Annotated in this window: 19 protein-coding genes; 13 read left to right on the top strand and 6 right to left on the bottom strand. The window is 47.7% G+C overall.

Going from position 1 to position 24,032, the window contains the following annotated elements; genetic code table 11:
- The 11 genes from MKZ13_RS10965 (at position 1) to MKZ13_RS11015 (ending at position 12,712) form a co-directional block, all read left to right on the top strand.
- Complete coding sequence (locus tag MKZ13_RS10965) at positions 1 to 462, top strand: MarR family transcriptional regulator (protein WP_017689273.1); 462 nt, start codon at positions 1 to 3, stop codon at positions 460 to 462.
- A 285-nt stretch (positions 463 to 747) separates the two neighbouring features.
- Complete coding sequence (locus tag MKZ13_RS10970) at positions 748 to 1,836, top strand: cobalamin-dependent protein (protein WP_339183957.1); 1,089 nt, start codon at positions 748 to 750, stop codon at positions 1,834 to 1,836.
- Between the two features lie 15 nt (positions 1,837 to 1,851).
- On the top strand, positions 1,852 to 3,561 hold the full coding sequence (locus MKZ13_RS10975) for an ATP-binding protein (protein ID WP_339185381.1): 1,710 nt from the start codon (positions 1,852 to 1,854) through the stop codon (positions 3,559 to 3,561).
- 36 nt (positions 3,562 to 3,597) lie between these two features.
- Complete coding sequence (locus MKZ13_RS10980; RefSeq protein ID WP_339183959.1) at positions 3,598 to 4,551, top strand: alpha/beta hydrolase; 954 nt, start codon at positions 3,598 to 3,600, stop codon at positions 4,549 to 4,551.
- A 68-nt stretch (positions 4,552 to 4,619) separates the two neighbouring features.
- On the top strand, positions 4,620 to 5,333 hold the full coding sequence (locus tag MKZ13_RS10985) for a methyltransferase domain-containing protein (protein ID WP_339183961.1): 714 nt from the start codon (positions 4,620 to 4,622) through the stop codon (positions 5,331 to 5,333).
- A gap of 68 nt (positions 5,334 to 5,401) precedes the next feature.
- On the top strand, positions 5,402 to 6,388 hold the full coding sequence (locus MKZ13_RS10990) for a BadF/BadG/BcrA/BcrD ATPase family protein (protein WP_339183963.1): 987 nt from the start codon (positions 5,402 to 5,404) through the stop codon (positions 6,386 to 6,388).
- A 63-nt stretch (positions 6,389 to 6,451) separates the two neighbouring features.
- A complete protein-coding gene (locus MKZ13_RS10995) occupies positions 6,452 to 6,889 on the top strand; it encodes a GNAT family N-acetyltransferase (protein WP_036609514.1) in 438 nt (145 codons plus the stop codon).
- 218 nt (positions 6,890 to 7,107) lie between these two features.
- Positions 7,108 to 7,566 (top strand): MarR family transcriptional regulator, encoded by a 459-nt coding sequence (locus MKZ13_RS11000; RefSeq protein WP_307413774.1) that lies wholly within the window; start codon positions 7,108 to 7,110, stop codon positions 7,564 to 7,566.
- A complete protein-coding gene (locus MKZ13_RS11005) occupies positions 7,563 to 10,730 on the top strand; it encodes an MMPL family transporter (protein ID WP_339183969.1) in 3,168 nt (1,055 codons plus the stop codon). Before MKZ13_RS11000 ends, MKZ13_RS11005 begins: the two co-directional genes overlap by 4 nt.
- 198 nt (positions 10,731 to 10,928) lie before the next feature.
- Entirely contained in the window at positions 10,929 to 11,555 is a 627-nt protein-coding gene (locus tag MKZ13_RS11010) for a GDSL-type esterase/lipase family protein (RefSeq protein ID WP_017689264.1), read from the top strand.
- Between the two features lie 92 nt (positions 11,556 to 11,647).
- On the top strand, positions 11,648 to 12,712 hold the full coding sequence (locus tag MKZ13_RS11015) for a phosphotransferase (RefSeq protein WP_339183972.1): 1,065 nt from the start codon (positions 11,648 to 11,650) through the stop codon (positions 12,710 to 12,712).
- A gap of 114 nt (positions 12,713 to 12,826) precedes the next feature.
- Here MKZ13_RS11015 and MKZ13_RS11020 read toward each other — a convergent pair whose 3' ends face one another.
- The 3 genes from MKZ13_RS11020 to MKZ13_RS11030 form a co-directional block, all read right to left on the bottom strand.
- A complete protein-coding gene (locus tag MKZ13_RS11020; protein WP_339183974.1) occupies positions 12,827 to 13,504 on the bottom strand; it encodes a tetratricopeptide repeat protein in 678 nt (225 codons plus the stop codon).
- Between the two features lie 14 nt (positions 13,505 to 13,518).
- A complete protein-coding gene (locus tag MKZ13_RS11025) occupies positions 13,519 to 15,507 on the bottom strand; it encodes a translation factor GTPase family protein (RefSeq protein ID WP_339183976.1) in 1,989 nt (662 codons plus the stop codon).
- Between the two features lie 141 nt (positions 15,508 to 15,648).
- The gene (locus MKZ13_RS11030) at positions 15,649 to 16,575 is read right to left on the bottom strand and encodes an AraC family transcriptional regulator (RefSeq protein WP_339183979.1); all 927 of its coding nucleotides are present in this window, start codon (positions 16,573 to 16,575) and stop codon (positions 15,649 to 15,651) included.
- A 141-nt stretch (positions 16,576 to 16,716) separates the two neighbouring features.
- Between MKZ13_RS11030 and MKZ13_RS11035 the strand changes: the two genes are divergently transcribed.
- Positions 16,717 to 18,234, top strand: a complete 1,518-nt coding sequence (locus MKZ13_RS11035; protein WP_339183983.1) for a tagaturonate reductase — start codon at positions 16,717 to 16,719, stop codon at positions 18,232 to 18,234.
- The gene (locus MKZ13_RS11040; protein WP_339183985.1) at positions 18,231 to 19,745 is read left to right on the top strand and encodes an altronate dehydratase family protein; all 1,515 of its coding nucleotides are present in this window, start codon (positions 18,231 to 18,233) and stop codon (positions 19,743 to 19,745) included. Before MKZ13_RS11035 ends, MKZ13_RS11040 begins: the two co-directional genes overlap by 4 nt.
- Positions 19,746 to 19,846: 101 nt before the next feature.
- On the opposite strand, the gene MKZ13_RS11045 is transcribed toward MKZ13_RS11040, so the two are convergent.
- The 3 genes from MKZ13_RS11045 to MKZ13_RS11055 form a co-directional block, all read right to left on the bottom strand.
- The gene (locus MKZ13_RS11045) at positions 19,847 to 20,533 is read right to left on the bottom strand and encodes a hypothetical protein (RefSeq protein WP_339183987.1); all 687 of its coding nucleotides are present in this window, start codon (positions 20,531 to 20,533) and stop codon (positions 19,847 to 19,849) included.
- Between the two features lie 35 nt (positions 20,534 to 20,568).
- A complete protein-coding gene (locus MKZ13_RS11050) occupies positions 20,569 to 21,525 on the bottom strand; it encodes a YafY family protein (protein WP_339183989.1) in 957 nt (318 codons plus the stop codon).
- Positions 21,526 to 21,964: 439 nt separating this feature from the next.
- A complete protein-coding gene (locus MKZ13_RS11055; RefSeq protein ID WP_339183992.1) occupies positions 21,965 to 23,992 on the bottom strand; it encodes a beta-galactosidase in 2,028 nt (675 codons plus the stop codon).
- Positions 23,993 to 24,032: the final 40 nt, after the last annotated feature.

The following is a 24,032-nucleotide window of genomic DNA, read 5'->3' on the forward strand; positions in this document are numbered from 1 at the left end:
ATGCTGAACACGGAGGACAACCGGGAACTGTCTTTACAATTATTCGTGGTTCTTGTTCGGGCCTACAATTCTGTGACCTCACGTTCCAATCGGGACATTCAGAGTCACGGACTGAATACGACAGAATTTGGTGTGCTTGATTTGTTATATCATAAGGGACCGCAGGCATTGCAAAAGATTGGTGAAAAGGTCTTAATGTCCAGTGGTAATATTACGTATGTTGTAGATAAGTTGCAAAATAAAAATCTGCTGTTTCGTCGACCATCCAAGGAAGATCGGCGTGTCATTTACGCTGAGTTAACCGAGGAAGGAAGAGAATTGTTTACACAGATATTTCCTCAACATCATCAGGTTATCATTGATGCTTTGGAAGGACTTGATCCTTCTGAGAAAGTGGATGCGATTAAGATGTTGAAGAAGCTGGGACTGGCTGCAGAAGGGAAAACTGACTTGCGTTCATAACGCAGGTCAGTTTTTTTGTGGAACTCGAAAAGTACAGGCATATACTGGCTGACTGACTTGCAAGGCCCTCCTTAATATAGGAAGATTGTTCTATACCTTCATCGTGTGTAAAACATGATTATCGAAAGTTTATGTATAATGGAACAGAACAATTAGGAGCGGAATGGATGGATTGGAATAAGTAGAAGAACCTATCCCGATTGCAAGTTAGCTAACATTGATCTCATTCTGGATTAGCCACAAATGAAGATTGAGTGTGATGCGGGTATGAGGAGAGGGGCATCTATGAGTCATCAAGAAGCAGGAGAACGATTGCTCCAAGAATCTGCAAACTTAGCTGATAAAATAACGGAGAAACAGTATCTCAGACAGCCTGATTTACTTGAGCGATTTGGCGAGAATGGAAAAATGCGAACCAAACAGGATTCGGAGTATAGCTTGAACTATTTGGCAGAAAGTGCGCTCGTACAGAGTCCAGGTCTGTTTACTCATTATATTGCCTGGCTGAAAGTTCTACTTGAGGGTTATAAGGTATCACCAGAAGACCTTATTATTAATCTCAATCTGATCAAAGAGACATTGGAAGAAGAATTTGACCATCCGTCAAAGGCACTTCTGCTCGAGTATCTGGAGATGGGAATATATAGAGCAACACACACGGAGTCACAGGCGGGTTACATCAACGAATCCATGCCATATGGAGATGCCGCGCAATCGTACTTACAGTGTTTGCTGGAGAATAAACGGACAGAAGCCTTCGAGATCATTGAAGCCCAGTTAGAAGCTGGGGTGACGATTCGTGATATTTATCGATATATCTTTCAGCCCACCCAATATGAAATTGGACGATTGTGGCAATGCCATCGTATCAGTGTGGGGCAAGAACACTTTTGTACGGCAGCGACCCAGTCATTCATATCACGTCTTTATTCTCGCTGGTTGATTCATACAGGTCAGGATAAAAAACTAATGGCTACCTGTGTAGGCAGTGAACAACATGAGATCGGGCTGCGTATGCTCACAGATGTGTTCGAGATGGAAGGTTGGGATACGCACTATCTGGGAGCCAATGTCCCCAATGGAAGTGTAATAGAGGCTATAGAGCGGCATCAGGGCAATGTTGTTGCGATTTCAGTTACGATGACGTATCACCTTCATCTGGCCAAAGAGTTGATTCATCTGATCCGTCATCATCCGGCAACGGCACATGTGAAGATTATGGTTGGGGGATATCCCTTCAATATTGATCAGGAGTTGTGGAAAACGATAGGAGCTGACGGTTATGCTCCAGAAGCCGATGAAGCGGTAGCGGTTGCAGAACAATTACTGGCTCAGCCAGCTGCATGTAATCATCTTGATATGGTTAGGGATTAGGAGAGGGATGATGTGATGTCTAATGAGAGCGGAGAGATACAGAGGCTACGCAGAACGATTGAGCAGTTATCGGATCAGATGATCCGGAGTAAAGAGCAAGAGGAACGGACACTCTCGGAGTTCTCGGATATGAATAATGAACTGGTGACACTCCAGCGTCTGCTTGCGAAGAACAATAAAAGTCTTGAAGCTGCACGTCAGCAAGCAGTAGATGCGGGTGATTCAAAAAACGCATTTATTGCAGGCATCAGTCATGATTTTCGCACGCCACTAAATGGAATATTGGGGATGGCTGAGATGCTTAAGTTGTCCCCCTTGTCTGAAGAACAGGAGAATTCCGTTTCCGTTATACAGGATGCTGCCAAACTGCTGCTTAAGCTAATTCAGGATCTTCTGGATCTGTCCAAACTTGAGGCGGGTCAGATGCGACTTGAACTGGGAGAAGTGGATCTGCAAGAGACGATAAACTATATTATTCGTTTGCTCGAACCCCAAGTCAGAAAGAACGGAAATCAGTTATCGATAGACTGTGACCCCAGAATCTCTACTCTTCTTGTAGGGGATTCAACGAGAATCACACAGATACTGATCAATCTAATTCAGAATGCGAACAAATTCACATCAGAAGGTACGGTGCGGATAAGAGTCACCCTTATGAAAGATGATGAGATTACACAAATGATTCGCTTTGAAGTCGAAGATACGGGGATTGGTATCTCGGAAGAAGATCAGAACCAGTTATTTCAACCCTACATGCAGACTGAACGAGGACGCTCAAGTGAATATGGAGGAACGGGCCTTGGATTATCGATCTGCAGGTCGCTCGTTACACTGATGGAAGGTCAGATTGGAGTAGACAGTCAGGAGGGTGAAGGATCAACATTTTGGTTCGAACTTACACTTGGTAAGAAAGACGGTAACCAGTCCACTAACCCGTCCGTTGCTTCCACTCAAGAGCATCAGGGGCAGAATATGGATGATGAAGCTCCTTCTGTATCTGTATTGCTGGCCGATGATAATGTCATCAACCGGCAGCTTGTTATGTTGCAGCTCAAGAAACTGGGAATAACCCAAGTGGACGCTGTAGTGAATGGGGAAGAGGCAATAGCTGCTTTTCTCAGCAAAAAATACAGTTTGATTCTCATGGACTATATGATGCCATTAATGGACGGTTTGGAGGCAACACGCAAAATTCGCTCTATAGAAATGGATGAAATGCGCCATACCACACCCATTATTGCAATGACAGGTAATGTGATGCAGGAAGAGAAAGACAAGTGTATGGAAGTCGGGATGAATGACTTTATTGGCAAACCCTTCACGCTGGAAATTCTGAGTAAGATGATCCAGAAGTGGCAGCAATCCTCCGAACCAACCGAGGTACTAAATATGAGCATCGTACATGAGATTGCGGAATTAAACACCGATGGCGATCGTACACTCCTCGGTATATTGTTGGACATGTATCGTACCGAAACACCCGGCAAGATTGAGGTGCTGCGTAGACATATTGTTTCGGGCGACCATGTTGCTGCAACCGAGGTAGCCCATGATCTGAAATCAGGGAGTCTGAGTCTGGGGATTCGTTATCTATCAACTTTGTTTGCCCGGATAGAGCAGTTCGCGAAGGAAGGTCAATCACGGAAAGCAGAACCTTTGCTGGATGCTTTGTTACCTGCCTATCAAGCAGCATGTGCATCACTGCAACAAATAAGTAAAGATTGAACATATCTTAATGAGGGAAGAGGGTAGGACTCGTTCATGTTATTCTACGTACTTGCAGCACTGGTACTGATCATTCTAGCTCTTCTGTGGACAGGTGGGCTTTATTTTTTTAAAACCGCCATTCGCCGTACGCCAAAAACATTTTTGGTGGATAATCCGAATCTGATGCCTGAACCGGACAATGAAATCATTAGCAGTGCTTCTGACCTGAAGTGGCTGGATGCTCAGCCTACAGAAGAGATATCTCTTCAATCACATGATGGATTAAAACTGTATGGTACATGGCTCGGTTCCAATAAAGGGTCGGATCAGACGGTTATTCTGGCACATGGTTATTCGGGTAGAGGCAGAGAAATGGCTGGATTTGCCCGGTTTTATGCGGAAAAGCACGGTTATAACGTCCTCATGCCAGATGATCGAGGTCATGGACAGAGTGAAGGTGATGTCATCGGTTTTGGTTGGTTAGATCGGAAGGATTATGCCCAGTGGACCAACTGGGTGCTTGAAAAAGTGGGTACACAAGGGGAAATCCTATTGCACGGCATATCCATGGGAGGAGCAACCGTACTGATGACAGGTGTTGAAGCCCTGCCGACTCAGGTTAAAGCGATTGTCTCTGATTGTGCGTATACATCCGTGGAAGAAGAACTGACGTTCCAGTTAAAGCAATTATACAAACTTCCTGCATTTCCGTTTATACCTGTCACAAGTCTAATCTCCCGATGGAAGGCAGGGTATTCCTTTAGAGAGGCTTCGGCTCTCAAGCAGCTTGCCAAAGTTAACGTTCCCGTGTTATTCATCCACGGTGAGGCGGATACGTTTGTACCAACGGAAATGGTGTACAGGTTGTATGAAGCTTGCCCAACCGAAAAGGAATTGCTGACCGTCCCCCGTGCGGGGCATGGCACAGCGTTTCAAGTCGATCGCACCGGATATGAGGTGGCACTGGAATCCTTTATGAAGAAAAATCTGTCACCTGCTTTTAATTGATTTTTTTGTGACAATCTGGGTATTAAGTAGAAGATGCAAATCATTTTCTAAACGATGGGGGTATCTTGATGGGAAACGAACAATTTGAGACTGCGCGAAAAGCAGAGGCAGGTTATCATTCCAATTTCTATCAGAATAATGAATTATTCGCCTCCGGTACCTGGATGTCGAGGCCCATGCCTATGGTGATGGATATGCTGGAACGTCTACTTGCTCACAAGGAGGAATTGCGTGTCCTCGATCTGGGATGCGGAGTGGGAAGGCATACGATACCGATTGCACAGCGCCTTGCAAAAACGAAGAGTGAAATCATCGGTGTGGATTTGCTGGATGAGGCAGTAGACGGACTTCGCAAGTATGCGAAAGAATATCAGGTTGATCATATCGTGCAGGCAGTGAAAGCAGATGTTGAACATTATGCTGTGGAACCAAACTATTTTGATTATATCGCTGCTTGTTCTTGTCTTGAGCATGTCTCCAATAAGCAAGCCTTCATGGAAGCGATAGACGGGTTACAGGCCGGAACTCGCACAGGTGGTATTCATTGTATTACCATGAGTACCAATGTGGAGGAAAAAGAAATCAATACAGGCAAGGAGATTGAACCATTAATTGAACTGAACTTGTCGACAGTTGAAGCGATCGCATTGCTGGAGGATGTCTACAAAGGCTGGAATATTCTGCTTCAGGAACATGTTACACAGACGATTGAAGAGGAAAAGTATGATGAACCGACACAATTTCGTTGTGAACTGCTTCGTTTTGCTGTACAAAAGCAATAAATTCTCTGCCGGGACCTGACAAAGGACCCGGCACTCTTAATGTGTGGTTTGAAGGGAGATCGTTAAGGATGAATACATATGTAATAGGGATGGATGGAGGAGGGAGCCACACGCGTGTGGCTGTCGCAGATCAGAACGGGAAGATTGTATCCTATGTGCAAAAGAATGGTTGCAACCGTTATCACGATACCAATGCTGAGCAAAATGTGCTGGAGGGTATCGCTGAAGCCATAACTCAGGCTGGACTCCAATCAGATCAGATCGCTGCCATTCAGGCCGGAATGGCGGGTCTGAATCGACCTGAAGATACAGTTTGGGCGGAGGCATTACTCGCTCGTACGGGGATTACAGGCAAAATCAGTGCGGTAAACGATACGCACATCGCACATACAGCGGCCTTCGACGGTGAGCCAGGTATTGTCGCTATTGGAGGAACAGGATCTCTGATCCTTGGCAGAACCGAACAGGGAGCTTGGCTCCGCAATGATCAGTTCGGTCATTATGCGCCGACAGCAGCACGTTTTCTGGCTTACGACACAGTGCATTCCATTCTCGCGGGACGTTATGAATTACAGGACCAAGCCTGGATTGAGCAGGTGTTAGCATATTGGAATGTTACCTCAGTCCGCGAGCTCGCTGCGCTGGGGATAGCCGGTTTTGCCGAAAATAAACAGGCGACCAACCGGAAATTTGGTCAGATGGCGTCTATGGTGACTGAAGCTGCTACTCGCAATATTCCCCTCGCAGTTAGGGTATGCGACTCGGCTGCTGACACGGCTGTTGTCGGTATCCTCATGCTGGCATCCTGTTTCGATCAGCCCACAGTGTCCATGACGCTTACCGGAAGCTGTCTGCGTTCACCATATATGGTGGAGGCTGTTCAGAAAGGGCTGGATGCTGCCTATATGCGCGAAGGAAAAAGAATTCAATACATAACCAGTAACCTGCCGGCAGTTGGGGGCGCACTGCTGGATGCCTATTATTTGGCGCAGATCAACGTATCGGATAACATCTCAACTGTGCTTCAATCGGAGCTGAATCGGCACACGACTTGAACTTTTAGAGGCTAACGACTACAATACGATAACGGAAACAAGCAAGGTATAGGAGGAATCAAGGTGTTAATTAATCTGAAATCACGCATACAGGAGCCGGAAGTACAGGAGCTGTTGTCCTACTCGGTCTTTCCTGATCCGGATCACTTGAACCGTGCGTTGCAACAATATGTAGAGAAAGACGAATTGCAAATGGGCGGTTACGAAGATGAGGGACAATTGATCGGTCTGATTGGATATGAGAAGACAGGAACAAGTGAGGTTACCATTCATCATATCTCGGTTTTGCCTGAAAACCGCTTCAAAAATTATGGACGTGGTATGATCTCACAACTGCTGGCAACATACAATCCCGATAGACTGATTGCTGAGACCGAGCTGGAAGCCGTCGAGTTTTATCGGAATACGGGGTTTGTGGTATATAGTCTGGGTGAATTATACCCAGGTGTGGAGCGATTCCGTTGTGTGCTCGAAAAAGAGGAAGATACAGACGAAGAGTAGCACAGAGGATTTTATTACTTTAAGAAATATATGGATTATCATCAGTACAGGATGTTGGATTTGGCAATGAGCTGAGTCGGACGTCCTGTTTTTTTGTCGTTTTCATCTAAAAAGCAGGAAAAAAGTATTGCTTTGTAAGATTGTTTCATTATAGAATAGTTTCACAGAAGAATAGTTCGTTAAGTGAACTATATAGAATCGGGAAAGGAGAATGAAGAATGAATACACCGGATGCAAAAAGTTTGGTGAATCGTTATTTGGATGCTTCCTTTATGGTCAATAAGCGGTTTGATACGCGGATACGTGAACAAGTGGGGCAGACCATAACGACCGATCAGTTCTGCGCACTTCGTCTGATTGAAGAGAAACCTTCCTGCACGCCCTCTGATCTGGCAGAGCTTCTGTGTATAGGTAAGAGCAGCATTACCGCGTTGGTCAACAAGCTGGTGGATCGCGATCTGGTCCATCGGGCCGGGGATGAACGTGACCGCCGCGTTGTATATCTGACACTGACGGATACCGGACGACAGGTATACAGGGAAACAGAACAGGAAATACAGCAGATTCTGGAGCCGTATCTGGTTCATTTTAAACCGGAAGAAGTCCGGATTTTCATTGAATCTTTTGAGAAGCTTGCAGCTTTGCTATCGCATGAAGGAGGACGGGAGAACGAATGAGAACGATACTAAAAGCAAGATGGTGGTTAATGGGGCTATGGGTTGTTGTAGCTGCCGTGTTGATGTTTACCGCCCCTAACATGAGTGAACTGATTCGGGAAAAGGGACAGTTTTCGGTTCCGGAAGGGTACTCTTCCACCCAGGCAGCAGCGATTCTGAATGAAGCTGCAGCACAAAAAGGAGAACAACAGGGGAGCCAGATCGCCCTTGTATTCTATAATCCCGATGGGCTGGGTACCGCGGGGAAACAAGAGGCAGAGAAGGCCGTTAAAAACTTGGAGGCCGACAAGGAGAAGCTGGGCATTCTGTCCATTCTGGAACCTTTCTCTCAGCCTGAATTGTCAGAGAAGATGATCTCAGCTGATGGCAAAACGATTCTAACATCGCTATCCATTGATCAGGGAGATCGCACGGTCAAGGAAATGCGGGAAGACCTGAATGAAGCATTGAAGTCCGTCAATGTGGAGCACTACATAACCGGTAAAGGTCTGATTGATGAGGACACCATTGAAAGTTCACAAGAGGGGCTTAAGAAATCGGAATATATTACAGTTGTCTTTATTTTACTTATTCTGTTCCTGGTGTTCCGTTCGTTTGTAGCTCCGTTTGTACCGCTACTGACGGTGGGGATCAGTTACATTGTATCGCAACAGATTGTTGCATTCCTGGTGGATGGGCTCGACTTCCCGATATCCACATTTACACAGATCTTTATGGTCGCCGTCATGTTTGGGATTGGTACGGATTACTGCATCCTGCTGATCAGTCGGTTCAAGGAAGAACTGGCTCATCATGAGAATACGTGGGATGCCATCATTGCTACCTATCGTACTGCCGGTAAAACGGTACTCTTCTCAGCACTAGCTGTGCTGGTTGGATTCATTGCGATCGGATTTGCCCAGTTTATGTTGTACCGTTCTGCGGTTGCCGTAGCTGTAGGTATTGCAGTGATGATGCTTGCCTTGGTGACCATCGTGCCATTCTTCATGGCGGTGTTAGGCAAGAAGTTATTCTGGCCGTCGAAGGGTTCACTTGAACATGCCGAGAGCAAGATTTATGGTGCAGCTGGTCGCTTTTCACTAAAACGTCCATGGGCTGCGCTGCTCATCGTTGCAGCTGTCTGTGTGCCTCTTCTGGCAACCTACGATGGCAAACTGTCGTTCAACAGTCTCGATGAGATTGGCGAGAAATATGATTCCGTAAAAGCATTCAACATTATCTCTGACAGCTTCGGTCCGGGTGAATCACTGCCGGGTCAGATCGTCATCCAGAACGATGAAGAGATGGATAATGCGAAGTATATGGCCGTTGCCGAGAAAATTAGCCGGGAAGTAGAGAAAGTAGCCGGAGTCGCTGGTGTCCGCAGTATGACACGACCTACGGGGGATGAGATTAAAGATTTTGAAGTTACACAGCAAGTGGGAACATTATCGGATGGACTGGGTGAAGGCAAGACGGGTCTGGACAAAATCCGTGATGGTCTGAGTGAAGCCAGCAGTCAGCTAAGTAAAAATGAACCACAGTTAAAAGAAGCTGCTGATGGAGCAGGTGAACTTACCAAAGGAACCTCCCAGTTGCAATCGGGTATCACGCAACTCAGTCAGGGACTTGGGCAGATTGAAAAAGGCATTCGAGATGGTTCCGCAGGTGCGGGTGAACTGAAAGCCGGACTTCAGCAAGCCAAAACAAGTGCAGATCAACTTGCGCAGGCGAACAATCAGTTGCTTGAAGCCTATCGTCAGGCGGGAGCAGGGGTCGCTGCGCTGGGGGATGGAACCCGCGAACTGGAACAACAGCTGAACGGGGTTTCATCAGCTCTAACCAGTCTGTCCGAATCCTTCACAGCACTTGAAGAGCGGTATCCTGAATTACAGCAAGATACTGATTACCAGCGTATCAAAGGTACGATTGGTGAAACAGGTTCTGGCACAGCGCAGCTTGCTCAAGGTCTGGGTCAGATTAAGACCAAACTTGGGGAAGCCGCTGCTGGAATTAATCAGGCCAATGAAGGGTTTGCCTCCGCCGCAGCCGGACAAAAGGCGCTTGCCGATGGCCTGGGCCAGATTGTAACGGGAATTGGTCAGTTGCAATCCGGTCTCAAACAGGCTGCAGATGGTCAAGGCAAAGTGATTAGCGAAATTCCTTCCATACAGGATGGACTTGGCCAGCTTCAGGGTGGTCAGGAGAAAATTCAGCAAGGCTTCTCGGATCTGAGTGGTCAGCTAACACAACTGACAGATGGCTTGAATCAAAGTGTCGATGGTATTAAACAGGTATCCGGGGGACTGGATTCAGCGCAGGACTACCTGACGCAATTGCAAAATTCACCAGATTCCGATCTGGCAGGTTGGTACGTTCCTGATGAAGCACTGAACAGCAAAGACTTCACACAGGTATTTGATACGTATCTGTCCGAAGATCGGAAAACGATGACAATTGATGTTATTTTCGCCGAAAATCCATACGGAACAGAAGCCATTGATCGTGTTCCTGACGTTGAGGCGGCAGTACATCGCGCGGTACAAGGCAGTACGCTTGAAAAAGCAGACATCGCCATAGGCGGCGTTACGAGTACGTTTGCAGATCTGCAGGAGATCTCGAATAACGATTATACACGTACTGTAATGCTGATGCTGGCAGGCACATTTATTATTCTGGTTGTGCTGCTCCGCTCAGTCATTATGCCATTGTATCTGATCGTTTCCTTATTACTGGCTTATTTCACATCGATGGCCTTAACCGAAGTGATCTTTGTTAATATCCTCGGATTCGCAGGCATCAGCTGGGTTACTCCGTTCTTCGGATTTGTTATGCTGATTGCACTCGGTGTGGATTATAGCATCTTCCTGATGGACCGTTTCAATGAGAACAAAGGCATGAAAGTACAGGATGCCATGTTGTACGCGATGAAGAACATGGGAACCGTTATTCTATCTGCCGCGGTCATTCTGAGCGGTACATTTGCTGCCATGTATCCATCGGGTGTTCTCTCGATGATGCAGATTGCCACAGTAGTCCTTAGCGGATTGATCTTGTACTCTCTGCTGTTCCTGCCATTCTTCGTCCCAGTGATGGTGAAGATGTTTGGCCGGGCCAACTGGTGGCCGTTCCCGAACAAGGAACAATCAGATTCCGTTGATTCGGATCGGACCATAGGCATGTAATGCATTGCAATGAATCAGGCTCTGCCGCGTTATGCGGCAGGGCTTTTTTCTTTTTTGCCTCTACAGGAAAGCTGCAACTTGTGCAAAAGAAAGGTGCATGCCTAAGGACACCATCCCGCGCTTTGTCGTCCCACTCATCATAAGATATAGAGCAGTTCATTATTGTTCAGAGACATCACAGCAGAGAGGGGCGACGGGATGGTATATCGATATGTGGCTATAGGCGATTCATTAACGGTAGGTACAGGAGCGTTGCTGGGCACCGGCTTTGTTCCTTTATATCGGCGAATGGCGGAAATGAATGTTCGTACGTTTGTATCCATGGAAAATATGGGCGTGAATGGACTGACGTCGGGGGAAATGTTGCAGATGATCTCTTCGCATCCCCGAGTGCGGCAATCGCTCCGTGAAGCGGATATCATTACCATATCCATTGGCGGGAATGATCTGATTCGTACGTTCAAAGCAAGTAATGGCATTCCAAATGCCAGCAAAATGACACAGGTGCTCGGAGAAACTCGCAGTAATGTATCCCAGATCATGCGGCACATTCGGCAGTTAAAGGGCAACCATGAGTATATGGTCCGATCCATCGGATTGTACAACCCGTATCCACAAGCGACGGAAGCTGCGTACTGGGTGCGCCAATATAATTCGTTTCTGAATGGAGCGGGATCGGGCAACTATGCATGTGCTCAGGTATATGACAGGTTTGAAGGTCGTGAGCGTGAACTGTTGTTCTGGGACAGAGTACATCCCAATGCAAGAGGATATCGTGTCATTGCAGAGCAGCTTAATCGGACGGGATATTACCCGTTCTCTTGATCACTTTGGAACAGAACTAGACCAAGCGATGGACTTCCTTTAAGATAAATAGAAGACCGTTCCATTTTGTGAGATAAAGGGGTTAATTTTTGGTGCAAAACATCGATTCTGGTTCCCTCCATCCTTCAGAGCAGCAGCGTATATCCGAAGTGTTGGCCTTATATGGTTTCACATCGGACTGGAAAGGCGAGCGTGGAACGGGTGGGATGAATAATTCTACTTACATGCTCCAGGTAGACGGGACTAATTACGTCATGAGACAATATGAAACACATAATGATCCGATGAAAATCACCTTTGAACACGAGGTGCTGGAAGCCCTCGAACGTTCGAACTTTAAGCTTGATACCCCTTCACTTGTAAGGCGGTTATCTGGTGAGAGAGGTACGTTCCTTCCTGTAAAAGATACCCTGACAGGTCATACCAAAATCGTGACTCTGTTTCATTATAGGGAAGGCGTCAATCCCATCTGGCATACACCAGATCAATTGATAGGGCTCGGTAAAGCGGCGGGGGCCCTGTCTTCTGTTATGGCTACGCTGGATATGCGACTTGAACCTGTGTATCCACCATACTATCGAATTCAGGATGCGTATCCGCTCTGTTCACCTGAACGATTATTACAGCTATGCACATCGCCGCCGGAGCAATTAGTCGCATGTACAAATGAGCTGAAGCAACTGAGAGATGCGCTGCCAGATCTTTTTGAAGCTCTGCGTGGTATGGAACATCTGCCGCATCAATTGGTTCATGGGGACGTGAATGCCTCGAATGTATTGGTAGATCAGCAGCTGGATGGTGAAATCTGTGCCATTCTAGATTTTGAATTTGCGACATGGGATTTGCGGGTAATGGAGCTGGCTGTTCCGATGTCTGACCTCCTTACCATGGACAAGAGTGAAGATTGGATGTGGCAGGCACAGGAGGAACTGATCAGGGGATTTCGGGAACAGGTCAGCCTGGAACCGGAAGAGTTGCTGGCCATACCTCGATTAATTTTGCTGCGTAGTCTGGATGTGGTCATGCATTTCATCAGTCGGATGTTTGAGGGTACAGATGAGCCGGAAGTGGCTGTGGAGCAGATTGTGAAACTCAAACAGCGGATTGACTGGATGCGTCTTCATGAAGAACGACTGCATGAGATATTGGTGTATTAAATATCGTTGTTAAGAATAAAGTGCACTGTTTCTGCTCATACGAGGGCAGAGATCAGTGCACTTTTATTGGCTAGAAAAGTGATATATGAAGATTACAGCGTATAGCCGATGACATTACAATCCACGTTTGCGGAACCAACTGCGGACAGCCCAGCGGCGCTCCTGACGTTTTTTGTATTTGGGCAAGGAACGATAAACGTTCAACGATTGCTCGTATGCCTGCTTCGCGTCTGCATTGCGTCCGAGGGAACGGTGAACCGAGCCGAGCAGATAATAAGCTTCACTGGAAGAGGAATGAATCTCCTGAAACTGATGCACATACTCCAGCGCTTTGTCCTCATGCGTATCTTTGAAGGCTCCAGCAAGGGTTAGGTACGGGCGTCCATACTTGACTCTGGGATTGATCTCAAGGGCTTGTAATATATGATTTTCGCCTTTTTCGATGTTACCCAAATGAAGCTCAGTTGTCCCTAATGCCTCCCAGTACTCAGCTGATTGTTCGTATGGGCGCTCCAGTTCAAGCAATAACGCATGTGCCTCACTGTAACGTTTGCGCTCAATCAACAGGCGAGCCAGTTCCAGCTTGGAAGAAACTTCATTGGGACTCATGGCAAGCTGTTGCCGAAGCCGGGAGATGTTGCGCATACGTTTGAGAGGTTTCGTGAAGCTTGGGAACACCCCGACGTAACGACGATCCAGGAAATACAGTATAACGAGCAAAATGAGGATGGCAATGAACGGATTACCTACAATCCGCCATAGAAGTCCAAAGATAAGAAATTTAATAAGCACAGGTTCAACTCCATTTATGATGTAATCGCGTTTCGTACACTTAAAATATACTTCGACTGATCCAGCGGGTTAACTCCTCTGCGTTTGCGAGCATGATTCACATCCGCAGGACAATCCTGGTATCCGGCAAACGAAGTCGTAAGCACCCCGCGTCCGCTTGTCTCGGAACGCAGTTTCACCGGATAATCCATTGAGGTGGCAAGAGGCATAACTCCTTCAATAATACAACGTCCACTACCAATGACGGGGGCTTCGAAGGTTGCCCGCATATGTACCAGATCGCTAAGGGCCTTACCGCCGTATTCCTCCGGGACCGTCAGCCGGAACTGAAGAAGGGGTTCCAGCAACGTGGTACCTGTTCTCGACAATCCATCCATGATTCCCATAGGCGTGGCTACAACAAAATCCAGCGGATGTGTATGCCAGACATGATGTTCCCCTTCCACCAGCGTGATGCGCAGATCGGTTACTTCCCAACCGAGCATACCTTGAGACAAGGCTTCCGGAATTCGTCGTTCAACTTCATTCTGATAACGTAACAGCAGATCATCTGTCCTTACGGTTGAGGCATAGATCAGACCGCTTCCGCGAGGCAAAGGTTCAATCTTGAAGCGGAGGATGGCCCAGCAGGGCTTAGGCATCGTATAGGCGATGTAACCTTCTCCGGCTGTACGTGGTGTCTCCTTATAGATGACGGATGGTGGATCAAACACGACATCCAATCCGAAACGACTTAGCAACAGGCTGGATAAAATCTCAAGCTGAATGGTTCCCATGACCTTGAGATGCAGTTCACGTTCCTCCGGCAACCATTGCAGGTCGAGTAAGGGGTCTTCATCCGTCAACTCTTGCAATGCTGCAACAAGATCGGGGTAACGTGCCGGGTCCTTGCCATGTACTTGTACGGTCAGCAAAGGTACAGCCATCTGTGGCAGAGGAGGTACACCCTCAGGATTGCCGATAATGTCACCCACATGTGTGTCACTCAGTCCGTACAGCGCAGCAATCTGCCCCGCGTGAACGGCACCGGTATCCGCCCATTTCCGTCCATCCATGCGGCGAATCTGCGTCACTTTCTCTTCAAGCTCCCGCGTCGAATTATGGATGGTATCCCGATTGTGTAAGCTGCCAGCATACATACGGACGTAAGCCGTGCGACCCATCGTACGGTTACGTTCAATCTTGAATACAACACCCGATACGGGAGAATCCACTGGTTGTGCAGGTGGGGGCAGGAATGCAAGGACCATGTCCAGCAATGCCGTGACACCAATTCCTTTGCCGGAAGCGCCATAACACACAGGGAACATCTCACCCTGATGCACATACCGCAGGAATGCTTCATTCAGATCCCTTTGCGATAACGGAGTCTCCTGGATGTAGGCTTCCATGACCTCTTCGTCCAGCTCGGCAAGGATCTCGACCAGACCTGGAATGGAAGGTGTGCCATCTGACAGAGAATCTTGATTCGGGTTCCATAGGGAGTCGATGCCATGAAATGAATCTTCCTGGAGCCGATACGTTTGGATTTCGCATGCGAAAGGGGACAGGCTGGAACGAATCTGCTCCATTACCGCTGGGGCAGATGCGCCAACCCGATCCATTTTATTAATATAAATGATGGTTGGGATGCGAAGTGAACGAAGGGCATGCCAGATGGCTTCACTCTGGGACTGAATGCCTTCTACTGCCGACAGAATGAGAATAGCGCCATCCATTACCCGTAGCGTTCGCTCTACTTCGGAGCTGAAATCGATGTGACCAGGCGTATCAATGAGGTCAATGATGGTGTTCTTCCAGATCAGAGAGGTCATGGCTGCCTGAACGGATATGCCACGTTCTTTCTCAATGTCCAGGGAGTCTGTGGCTGTTGTTCCGTCATCTACACATCCCGGACTACGGACGACACCACTCTCAAATAACATATGCTCGGTGGTGGTTGTTTTCCCCGCATCAACATGAGCGAAGATGCCAATATTCCTGCGATTTAATTCGTTTAACATGGAATGCTAAGCTCCTCTGACAACGGAATGCAATGTTTCCGACAAGTAATAATCCAGATTATCATACCACATCTTCCATATGGAAGAATATGTGGATATATATGATTAGACCCAGGAAACTACGTCCAGTCTGGTTCTATTTTAACGAGAACTGTTCATGGTTCTGCGGTAAGCTGCGGGCGTTGTACCGGTTAATTTTTTGAATTGACGGTAAAAGTGGGGCAGGCTGTCGAACCCGCAAGCATCGGCAACGGCTGCCATCGTCTCATCACCTTGCACCAGATGCTCTTTCGCCATAATGACCCTTCGCGCTAATGCGTAATCCGTTAGAGTCATTCCCGTGTATCGTTTGAAGGCACGACTGAAATGGGCAGGGGATACAGAGGCGTACTGCGCCAGTTCAGGGAGGGAAAGGCCATTCCGAAGGTTATCGTCAATATGAGAGATCGTAGAAGAGAGCCATGAGGGACCCGGAGCGGATTTACCCGGATTCGCAGGTCCCGCAGCTTCCAGACGTTCCAGAAAAATGAGCAATAGTTGTAGCCTTAACAGAGCCGCATGTGCGCTTAGATGATGACCGAGCTGGAATTCGGTCTGAATATCATCAATGAGGGCGGCGACCAGTGATTGCTCCTCTGTGTTCAGATGTCTCTTATACACGCGTTGTTTACGACAACGTTCAAACAGGCTTAGCAAAGAAGAAGCAGCACCTCCGGCGGTGGATGCCAGCAATCCCGGGCTGAAGAACAATGCGGAAGATGTGACAGGATTGCCTGCATCCGGCAAGGCTCGATGAACCGTGCTGCCCGGTATAATGAACAGATCTCCTTCTTGCATATTCTCAAGTCCAGTATCAATAAAGATGCTTCCCTGCCCCCGATATACATAGATAATTTCATGCCAGTCGTGAAGGTGATCTGGCAATTCGTTCTGAGGGGATTTGGTGTCGCTGTACACCAGGCGGAACGGAATACCGGATTCTGCTTGAATAGTCGTACGAACAGGTGAACGTTCCATAAAGACTCCTTTCCAGACGATCGTCTTCAACGAGATGTTATACCTGGTCATGAGAGAGTATATTTACCGCAATATAAGCAATTTAATTTCCTTTTATTGATGATACAATGAATTTAAAGCGTTTACAATAAAAGGGTGCAGAGCCTTCGAGCTGCATTCCGACAGTACAAATAATCGATGAGGTGAGTGTCCATGTCGGCGAGCACGAAACGGCCAAGGTTGAAGCTGAATTTACTGGGGAGCGATGGTCAGCGCAAGTGCAAGGAGATTATGGAGCGTCCCGTGAAGGTTTTGCAGATCGGAGAAGGTAATTTCTTGCGGGGATTTGCAGACTGGATGCTTCATGAGAGTGCCAGACAAGGCAAATTCCATGGAAGTGTAGCTGTTACCCAACCACGACCGGGAGGCAAGGCCAAGCTGGAGCAGATTCGCGATCAGGATGGGTTATATACAATGATTACGCGTGGTCTGTCCCAAGGAAAGCCGGTTGAGCGGACAGAGTTGATCTCTATTTTCTCACAGTGTATCAATCCGTATGAGGAATGGGATGCCTTTCTGAACTTGGCGGAACTGCCTTCACTTGAGTTCGTTATTTCCAATACAACCGAATCAGGATTGAAATATACGTATGCGGACTATATCGAGGGTGAACCGGTTCAATCATTTCCGGGGAAATTAACGGTTTTCCTGCATCAGCGATATTTGAAATTTGATGGTGATCCATCCAGAGGTTTGATTCATCTGCCATGCGAGCTGCTTGAAGGCAATGGTGATGTGCTGCGCAGTTGTGTCCTCCGTCATAGTGAGGATTATGGGTATTCGGATGGCTTCCGTTCATGGATCGAGAACCATAATCACTTCTTGAACAATCTGGTAGACCGAATTGTCACAGGTGCGCCGACCCAGGAGGAAGCCGATTCCCTGACAAATCGTTGGGGGTATGAGGACCAGTTGATTAATACGGCAGAGCCATATCATTTCTGGGCCATTCAGGGTGATGAATCCTTGGACAAAAAACTTCCTCTCAAGCAGGCAGGTCTTAATGTACATTGGGTGAAAGATCTGAAGCCTTTCCAGGTACGAAAGGTTCGTATTTTGAATGGGGCACATACCTTAATGTCATCCCTCGGCATTCTGCAAGGCAAGCAGCATGTGAGAGAAACGATGGAAGATCCACATTTTGGCACATGGATCAGGGAAGCTGTGCATCAGGAGATCGTGCCTGCTCTGGATATGCCCGATCATCAGCTGGACCAGTATGCAGAAGAAGTGTTCGAACGGTTCCTTAACCCGTATATTAATCACAAATTGCAAGATATTGCTTTGAATACGATCGGAAAATTCAAGGTGCGTGTGCTGCCAACACTTTTGTCTTACGAGCAAAATCAGGGAAGTTGGCCAGAACGTTTAATTCAAGGGTTTGCTGGATTATTGTGTCTCTATCGTCCGGTAAATACGCCAGAAGGTTACAAGGTACAACGACTGAATGGGGAGGATATTCTGCTGCGGGATGACCCGGATGTCCTGATTGCTTTGGCTTCACACTGGGACGGTTATGACACGCTTAACAGGGATCAGGAGCAACTGGATAACCGGGTAGCGGCTGTGTTGTCAGATACCCTGATCTGGGGCGAAAATCTGGATGCAAGAGAAGGGCTGCGTGCAGCACTTGTTCGTGAAATCGGATTGTTGGAAGGTGAAGGGAAATGAACACAACAAGTACAATCAATGACTGGATTGCCATTCAACCACAGGATGATGTCATTATAGCGCTTCGGGATTATGCCAAAGGAGAATGTATTACATTGCCAGACGGTGTTTCCTTTACATTGCTCGATGACGTGCCGAAGGGGCATAAGATTGCTGTGCATACCTTGGCACCGGGTGATGATGTGATGAAGTATGGTTTCTCCATCGGGATTGCCCAAGAGCAGATTGAGCAGGGAAGCTGGATTCATAGTCATAACCTGAAGACGGGTCTGCACGGATTGCTTGAATATGAGTATCAGCCGGGCGCGCAGGTTCAGACGGACATGCCTCCGGAACATCTGCGCTCATTTGATGGATATTTGCGCCCCAATGGTGACGCAGGTATTCGTAATGAGATCTGGATTGTGAATACGGTTGGATGTATCAATAAAGTGTGTGAAGCTTTGGCACGTATGGGTCAGTCCCAGTTTGGAAGCCGGGTAGATGGTGTATTTCACTTTCCGCATCCATTCGGGTGTTCACAGCTTGGTGATGATCTGAAGTATACACAACAGTTGCTGGCCTCCTTGGTGGAGCATCCGAATGCAGGAGGCGTGCTCGTCATCGGTCTGGGCTGTGAGAACAATCAGGTCGATGAATTCCGTGAGTGTATTGCTCCGGAATACCGAGGCAAAGTACGGTTTCTCAAAGCACAGGAAACGGATGACGAGCTTGAGGAAGGGCTTCGACTGATGGAAGAACTTGTGGAGATCGCTGAACATGAACAACGGCAGCCGCTTCCGCTCAGCAAACTCAAAATTGGTTTGAAGTGTGGTGGTTCCGATGGTTTATCTGGCATTACAGCCAATCCGCTGGTCGGTGCGGTTGCTGATATGCTGGTTGCTGCCGGGGGTACGGCTATTCTGACGGAAGTTCCGGAGATGTTTGGTGCGGAGACGATCTTAATGAACCGGGCTGCCAATGAACAGGTATTTCACGATTTGGTAGACCTTGTGAACGGATTCAAGCAATATTTTGTAAACCATGGCCAGAACATCTATGAGAATCCTTCACCTGGGAATAAGGCTGGTGGCATCACAACGCTAGAGGAAAAGTCACTTGGATGTACGCAAAAGGGAGGACGTTCTTCCGTAGTCGATGTGCTGCGCTATGGCAAACGTGTAACTCAAACCGGTCTGAACATTGTAGAAGCACCGGGTAATGACCTGGTATCTGTAACGGCACTGTCTGCGGCGGGTGCACATATTGTGCTCTTCACAACAGGGCGGGGGACTCCCTTCGGAGGTCCGGTACCTACCGTCAAGATTGCGACCCAATCTGATCTGGCGAATCGCAAAAAACACTGGATTGATTTCAACGCAGGCCAGCTGTTGGAGGGGCGCACGATGGATGAGGTGAAAGTGCAGCTGTTCAGCCAGCTGATTGACATTGCTTCAGGACGGTCACACACACTCAGTGAGCAGCATGGATTCCGGGAGATTGCCATATTCAAGGATGGCGTAATTCTCTAAATCCATTGTCGATGGGGGCTGTTGATCGTCTGGGTTGCATTATATGATGAACCACAGCCAATTCCGGTTGAAATTTGCACTACAACCGGGATTGGCTTTATTTAGATTCCACGGATGCCAAGCGCTTTGGAGATGCTTGATAATGCGGCAGGTGAAGCATGTTGTTGTAGTTGCACAATCAATAGTTCACGTGCCTCTTCTATGCTGCCTTCAAATGGCTTAATGCCGTGACGTTCCATCCAGTGACCAGCAGTCTCGTATGCGGAGCTGTTCCAGGCGACTTTGCCTTCTGCGAGCCCTTCTTTTTCTTTGGTGCCACTGATCACAATGGCTGCACAGCCCTGAAGGTCCAGAAGTCCACGGTCAAATGTTTTTTTGTCCTCTTTTGCCCCGAAACCGGCTTGTGATCGCAAGGCACGTCCATCGATGCCTTCTTGTTCTGCAACTAACGCATGGAGTTTGAACGCTTCACGGGAGAGTAGACCCGCTTCATACTGTTCCTTGATGGTTCTGGAGTCGGCAAGCAGTCGGTGTACCCAAGGGAAGTATTCCGATGAGACAAGAAGCGCTTTCTTTTTGACAAATTTTCCATAGGCAGCAATGCCCTCCTCAGCCAGGCGTGAACGCCATAACCAGGGATCGAATTCATCATCCTTGTGCCAATGTTCTTTGGGGGTTAGCGATGACAGAGAAGGATATTCGGCAAATAGTGGTGCCAGAGGCAGCAGCCCTATAGACTGGATACGCTGTACTGCTTCTTCGTACGTTATAACGGCTTCATATGTCATGATATCAGTAGGCTCCTTTTTGTGTGTAGTCCAGGCTACGACTTGGTTGAAGCAAGGTATCTCCGGCTCACTTCCTCGGCATGCTGACGAATCTCACTGCGAAGTTGGAGGGGTTCGATCACTTCAGCTTCACGTCCCAATCGGTAAAAGAATCGTACGGCCCAGTCCCATTCCCCTGGTGGACAAAGGAATGATAATTCCCAGAGATCCGGGGCAATTTCAATCATCTTTTCACCAATATGCTCGTCCTGTTCAGCTTCAATCATTCCCCGATAACTCAGTTGTGCCTTAACCAGGGTTGGCTGCTGTTCTGGAGGGATCGGCTTGCTCTGCTGTTGCTCGGCCTGTTCGTGAAGCACCTGTGCATCCTGTGGTTCGATCGCTTTGACATCGGTAATTCGGTCAACCCGGAACAGACGCTGTTCACCATGTTCGAGGGAATATGCTTCACAGTACCAAAAGCCGGAGGAAGCATATACCCGTGAGGGACAGATATGCAACCATCGCTGACGTGATACGGAGCGATACAGCACACTGAGCCACTCGTGTTCGGGTATGCATGCCAGCAGTGCGTCCAGATGAGGAAGAATGTAATTGCGGTCTGGAATATGATGATACAGCTGTTGGAGCATAGGATCAATTCGCGACATAATATCATCCGGAATGATGGCCTTAACTTTGTTCATCAGGGTCCAGCGTTTCTCATGAAAGGGTGTGTCGGCGTAGCGACTTAGACCTTCAAGAGCGAATAGGAGCGTCGCTGCTTCTACCGGGTCCAGCTGTAGTGGGGGTAATACGTAACCCTCCATAAGTCTGAAACCGCCTCCCGGACCGGAAATGGCAATAATGGGCACATTCATCTCGGAGAGGGACTGAATATCCCGGAGAATTGTGCGACGGGAAACCTCAAATTTCTCGCCTAATGAGTGTGCCGTTTCGTGACCATGCTGTAATGCCATTACAATGGCAGCAAGCCGATTTGTTCTGTTCATGTCAGCCACTCCGTTTCGATCTGCGCCGCCGGAAAGTGATGTCGTAGTTATATTTCTATTGTAACAACGAATAAGTGACATCATGAGTGTCACCAATATATCTCAACTGTTCATTATTTTATAATGGATCAGCATCAGGATTCACAAGTATGTTCCGGCAGGCTTTGTTAAAATGTGTTTCTCGTCCAATTCGCTTTGCATACTGATATTTCCTTCTATCAAAAAGACCACAGATCATGCCAAAAACCCGTATCCGGTGTAGACGGATACGGGAAGTAGCAGCTTTTGGCTTACAGAAGACGATAAAGGTCTGAAATCTATACCAATATCCTCGCTGAAGACAATAACAAGTATAAAAGGAACGAATATGTGACACTTTGTATCACGGGTGTTTTATCACATTATATTATTCCAAATGATTCGAATTAAGCGAAATCGCTTATTTCATTTCGAGTAATTGCACCCCACGGGCTTCAATCTCAACACTTCCCGAAAGCTCACGATTGGTGAGCAGATCATGTGCCTTAGCTGTTCCCAGATCATAGGATTGCGTGGTTGCGTTATGGTTCATGACGAACAGGTAGGGTTTGCCGTCTTTGGTTCGTGCACTTACTTCAACACCTTCTGGAGTCTCAAGCAAGGACTCTACGTTCTTGGCTGCTGCAAGCTGTCCCAGCAAACCATCCAGGAAACGTTCATCCGGGTCGGATGCAACGTACCAGGCTTCACCTTGACCAAAGGTGTTACGTGTCACAACAGGCATGCCTTTATAAAAGTCGTCTCCATATTCTGCGATGACTTCGGCTCCTTCACTGTGCAGCAGGTCACACAGCATGCCGCAGCCATACTCTCCTTGAAGATCGCCGTAGGTTTCTCTGAGGACAATGCGGTTCTTTTGCTCCGGCAGCAGGGCATCAATCTCTTCCACCCAGATTCCGAGCAGTTTACGGAGTTCTCCCGGATATCCACCTGTGGTCACGAGATCGTTCTCGTTGACAATGCCACTGAAGAAGGTCGTCAGGAATGTTCCACCTGCTGCAACATACTTCTCCAGTTTGGCGGCAAATCCTGGTTTAACCATGTAAAGAACAGGGGCGAGGACAATGTCGTATTTGCTCATATCCGTATCCACACTGACGATATCTACCTGTATGTTGCGGCGGAAGAAGGCTGCGTAGTATTTATGGATCTGATCCACATAGTTCAGGGCAACCGTAGGTCCGCTTGATTTTTCGATGGCCCACCAGTTATCCCAGTCGAACACAATCGCTACTTTGGATTCAACAGATGCATCCAGCGTGGTATCTCCAAGGAGCTGCAATTCCTTGCCCAGCTCAGCGACTTCGCGGAATACACGTGTATTCTCATGTCCAGCATGCTCAATAACTGCACCATGATACTTCTCACAGGCACCGATGGAGCGGCGAAGCTGGAAGAACATGATGGTATCGGCCCCGTGCGCAACAGATTGATAACTCCACAGACGCATGACACCTGGACGTTTCAGTGAGTTATATGGCTGCCAGTTCTGCTGACTTGGTGTTTGTTCCATCAGCATGAACGGTTGGCCATCCTTCAGTCCGCGCATGAGGTCATGAGCCATTGCCGTGAAGCTGACAGGAGTGGCGAGACCAGGATAACTGTCCCAGGAGACGATATCCATGTATTTTGCCCATTTGAAATAGTCCAGTTGCTTGAAGAATCCCATCAGATTGGTTGTAACGACAGAGTCCGGAATATGTTTTTTGATCGCATCGTATTCCAGGCGGTAACAATCCAGCATGCTGTCGGAGTTGAATCGGGAGTAGTCCAGCGAGATTCCCTGGAATGTTGAATTATTGTTACCCCAATGTTCGCTCAGGTTGCTTGGTAATACAATCTCGTCCCAATCGTAGAAGGTATGCCCCCAGAAATTCGTGTTCCATGCTTTGTTGACCTGTTCCAGAGTCTGATAGCGTTCTTTCAGATACACGCGGAACGCTTTCTCACAGTTGTCACAGTAGCACTCACCGCCATACTCGTTGGAGATGTGCCATACGAGAACCGCGGGGTGATCCTTGTATCGTTCGGCCAGTTTATCCGCAATCTTCTCAGCGTATTTGCGATAGGTCGGGCTGTTGGGACAGGAATTATGGCGCCCCCCAAATTTGCGTTTGCGTCCATCGGCATCTACACGAAGCACGTCTGGATATTTCTTTGCCATCCAAGCCGGATGTGCAGCCGTGCTTGTTGCAAGGCATATATAGACACCATTTTCATATAAACGATTAATCAGTTGGTCGAGTTCTTCAAAACGGTAAGTAACTTCATCAGGCTGAATTAGTGCCCATGAAAATACGTTGATTGTGGCAATATCAATACCTGCCAATTGGAACATGCGCAGGTCTTCAAGGTGGGTTTCGTGATCCCACTGTTCCGGGTTGTAATCGCCCCCGTAGAACATTTTGGGCAGTTTGTTACTAATCAATGTGTTCACCTCTTGTATAAGAATAATCCTATATTATATG

Origin of the sequence: Paenibacillus sp. FSL R5-0701 (genome assembly GCF_037973995.1) — a bacterium.
Classification (GTDB): Bacteria; Bacillota; Bacilli; order Paenibacillales; family Paenibacillaceae; genus Paenibacillus.